Origin of the sequence: Stenotrophomonas sp. HMWF003 (assembly GCF_003061285.1) — a bacterium.
Taxonomy (GTDB): Bacteria; Pseudomonadota; Gammaproteobacteria; order Xanthomonadales; family Xanthomonadaceae; genus Stenotrophomonas; species Stenotrophomonas maltophilia_AP.
In genome coordinates, this window is record NZ_QAIW01000280.1 from 1131 (window position 1) to 5045 (window position 3915).

At 67.2% G+C, this 3915-nt stretch carries 2 protein-coding genes; both read right to left on the reverse strand.

What is annotated here, in order from left to right:
• Positions 1–493 (reverse strand): ESPR-type extended signal peptide-containing protein (locus tag DBR34_RS21360; RefSeq protein ID WP_258223837.1); only part of this gene is annotated, 493 nt, incomplete at its 3' end.
• Between the two features lie 451 nt (positions 494–944).
• A partial coding sequence (gene purL, locus DBR34_RS11605) for a phosphoribosylformylglycinamidine synthase (protein WP_258223838.1) occupies positions 945–3915 on the reverse strand: 2971 nt, incomplete at its 5' end.

Below are 3915 nucleotides of genomic sequence, written 5' to 3' on the forward strand. Positions count from 1 at the left end.
CCGCAACCTTGTCCAGCTGGGCCTTGTTCACCGCATCGGTGGCGGCGGTACCGGCAGCCACGTTGGTGACCTGGCGCTCCTTGCCCGCATCACCCACCGACACCGTGTTGGCGCGGTTGGCCTTGGAACCCGCACCGAGCGCAACACTGTTGCTGGCCGAGGCGGTGCTGTTGCTGCCGATGGCCACTGCATTGCTGCCGCTGGCGCTGGCGCTGCCGTCGACCACGCAGCTGTCCAGGATCTTGCTGTTGAGCACAACGCAGTTGGCATTGCCGCCCACTTCCACCGACTGCGCCAGGGCAGCCGGCGCCAGCCCTGCCATGCCCAACCCGAGTGTCAACGCGATGGCACCCGACAGCAGCGACGTGGCGCGCGTGTCGGTGGATCGTCGCTGGTCGATGACCACGCCGGCAGACTGGCCGGTGGCCAATTCCGAGGCGACAACCATTTGCCCCAGTGCTTTGTTCCAGACCTTGCGATAAATCCGATTCATCGATGCGACTCCTGAGTGGGCTGGTTTTAGGCAAAGCGACGCCAACGCCGGACCGTGTGGTCCAACGTCCCCTGGGGGCGTTTACTCGCTTGATTTACTGCGTTGCGCCGAATGGCTTGCTACAGACGTACAGCCGACTCGCCATCCATGCGGTTACTGCAGAACTGAACGCTTTCGAAATGAGGATGCAGTGTTAACGTACAGTTTCAGCAACGTCAAGACTTTGACGTAGAAAAACTTCCGACAGCGATCTGCGTCACAAAACCGACGATAAACGTGCTGATTACGTTAGTTTCATGTGAGTAATGGCTATAACGGATTTTCACGTTGTAACGCGCTGTAACTCATTGCTGCCGATCATTTTCCATTCCACACAAAAGAAAACCGCCGGACGGGCCGGCGGTTTCTTCACGCGATTTTCACCGCTTCAACAACAGTGACGTGCGCAGTATCAGCCGCACCATACGCGTGCGTTGCGGAACATCCGCAGCCACGGCGAATCGCCCTGCCACTCACTCGGACGCCAGCTCAGGTTGAGCGCGCGCGGCGTGCGCTCGGGGTGCGGCATCATGATGGTGACGCGACCGTCGCTGGTGGTCAGGCCCGTGATGCCGTCCGGCGAACCGTTCGGGTTGAGCGGGTACTGGGTGGCCACGTTGCCATCGCCATCCACGTAACGCAGCGAGACGCGTGCGGCCGCCTGGTCCACGGCGGTGGCGAACACCGCCTGGCCTTCGCCATGCGCAACCGCGACCGGCAGGCGCGAGCCGGCCATGCCACGCAGCAGGATCGACGGCGACTCCACCACTTCCAGCAGCGCGGTGCGCGCTTCGAACTGCTCGCTGCGGTTGCGGCGGAACTGCGGCCAGTGCTCGGCACCGGGGATGATGTCCTTGAGCTGGCTCATCATCTGGCAGCCGTTGCACACGCCCAGGGCGAAGCTGTCGTCGCGCGCGAAGAACGCGGCGAAGGCATCGCGCAGTGCGCTGCGTTCCAGCACCGAGGTGGCCCAACCGCGGCCGGCCCCGAGCACGTCGCCGTAGCTGAAGCCGCCGCAGGCGACCAGCCCGGTGAAATCGGACAGCGCGACGCGCCCTTCGATCAGGTCGCTCATGTGCACGTCGAACGAAGTGAAGCCGGCACGTTCGAAGATGTTGGCCATTTCAATCTGGCCGTTGACGCCCTGCTCGCGCAGCACCGCCACGCGCGGGCGCGCGCCGGTATTGATGAAGGGCATCGCCACGTCTTCGTTGAGATCGAAGGTGAGCTTCGGCTTCAGGCCCGGCGCGTTGAAGTTGCGCGCGACCGCACGCTCCTGGTCGGCGTTGTCGGGGTTGTCGCGCAGCTTCTGCATGGCGTGGGTCACCGACCACCAGGCATCGAACAGCGCTTCCCAGCGCCACTCGACCAGGCTCTCGCCCTGCAGCGACACCCGCACCACCGGCGCGGTGGTCGGGCGCGCGATGCGCTGGGCGCACTCGGTCAGCGCGTGGCGTTCGACCAGGTCGGCGAACGCGGCGCGGTCTTCCTTGGCGATCTGCACCACCGCACCCAGCTCTTCATTGAACAGGCTGCGGAACGGATCATCGCCCCAGGCATCCAGGGTGATGTCCAGGCCCAGGCGCGAGGCGAAGGCCATTTCGCAGAGCGCGGCGAAGGCACCGCCGTCGCTGCGGTCATGGTAAGCCAGCAGCAGGCCGGCCTGGCGCGCATCGCGGATCAGTTCAAAGAACGCGCGCAGGCGCTGCGCATCGTCCAGGTCCGGCACGGCGCCGGCAAACGCGGGCAGGTCGCTGTGGTCGGCATGCACCTGGGCCAGGATCGAGCCGCCCAGGCGCTGCTTGCCGGCGCCCAGGCCGATCAGCCACAGCTCGCTGTCGGTGTCGCGGTCCAGCAGCGGGGTGAGCTGGGCGTTGGCATCGGCCACCGGCGCGAACGCGGAGATCACCAGCGATACCGGCGACACCGACTTGTGTGCCTGGCCATCGGCATGCCACTGCGCCTGCATCGACAGCGAGTCCTTGCCGACCGGAATGCTCAGGTCCAGCTGCGGGCACAGCTCCATGCCCACCGCGCGCACCGCGTCGTACAGCAGCGCGTCTTCGCCGTTGTGGCCGGCGGCGGCCATCCAGTTGGCCGACAGCTTCACCGTCTCCAGTGCATCCACCGGGGCGGCGCACAGGTTGGTGATCGCCTCGCCTACGGCCATGCGGGCCGAGGCAGCGGCATCGAGCAGCGCCAGCGGAGTGCGCTCGCCGATGGCCATCGCTTCACCGGCCACGGTGTCGAAGCCGGCCAGGGTGATGGCCACGTTGGCCAGCGGCAACTGCCACGGGCCGATCATCTGCTCGCGTGCGGTCAAGCCGCCCACGCTGCGGTCGCCGATGGTGACCAGGAAGTTCTTGGACGCCACCGACGGGTGCGCCAGCACGCGCAGGCCTGCTTCATGCAGGTCCAGCCCGGCGGTCTTCAGCGCCGGCCAGCGCGGTGCGGGCGGGTGCGCGGTGTCGCGGTGCATCTTCGGCGCCTTGCCGAACAGCACGTCCATCGGCAGGTCGATCGGTGCATCGGCCGGGATGTTGTCCACGGTGGCGCCGTAGGCCACCACCAGGCGTTCCTCGGCGGTGGCCACGCCCACGGCGGCGAACGGGCAGCGTTCGCGCGCGCAGATCGCGGCGAACTCGGCCAGCCGTGCCTGCGGCACGCCCAGCACGTAGCGTTCCTGCGATTCGTTGCACCACAACTGCATCGGCGACAACGACGGGTCATCGGCGGGCACCTTGCCCAGGTCGATCACACCGCCCACCCCGGAGTCGTGCAGCAGCTCGGGAATGGCGTTGGACAGGCCGCCGGCGCCGACGTCATGGAACCAGCGGATCGGGTTGTCCAGGCCAAGCGCCACGCAGCGGTCGATCACTTCCTGGCAGCGACGCTCCATTTCCGGGTTGTCGCGCTGCACGCTGGCGAAGTCGAGGTCTTCGGCACTTTCACCGGAGGCCACCGAACTGGCGGCACCGCCGCCCAGGCCGATCAGCATGGCCGGGCCGCCCAGCACGATCACCGCATCGCCCGCCTGCAGGGTCAGCTTCTCGACCTGGTTCTGGTCGATGGCGCCCAGGCCGCCGGCAAGCATGATCGGCTTGTCGTAGGCGCGGGTCAGGCCCTGCCCTTCGGGCAGCTCGAAGCTGCGGAAGTAACCCAGCAGGTTGGGGCGGCCGAACTCGTTGTTGAAGGCGGCGCCGCCGAGCGGGCCGTCCAGCATGATGTCCAGCGCCGGGGCCATGCGCGGGTTGAGCGCGCGCGGCGCCTCCCACGGCTGCGGCAGGGTCGGGATGCGCAGGTGCGAGACCGAGAAACCGGTCAGGCCGGCCTTCGGCTTGCCGCCGCGGCCGGTGGCGCCTTCGTCGCGGATTTCACCGCCG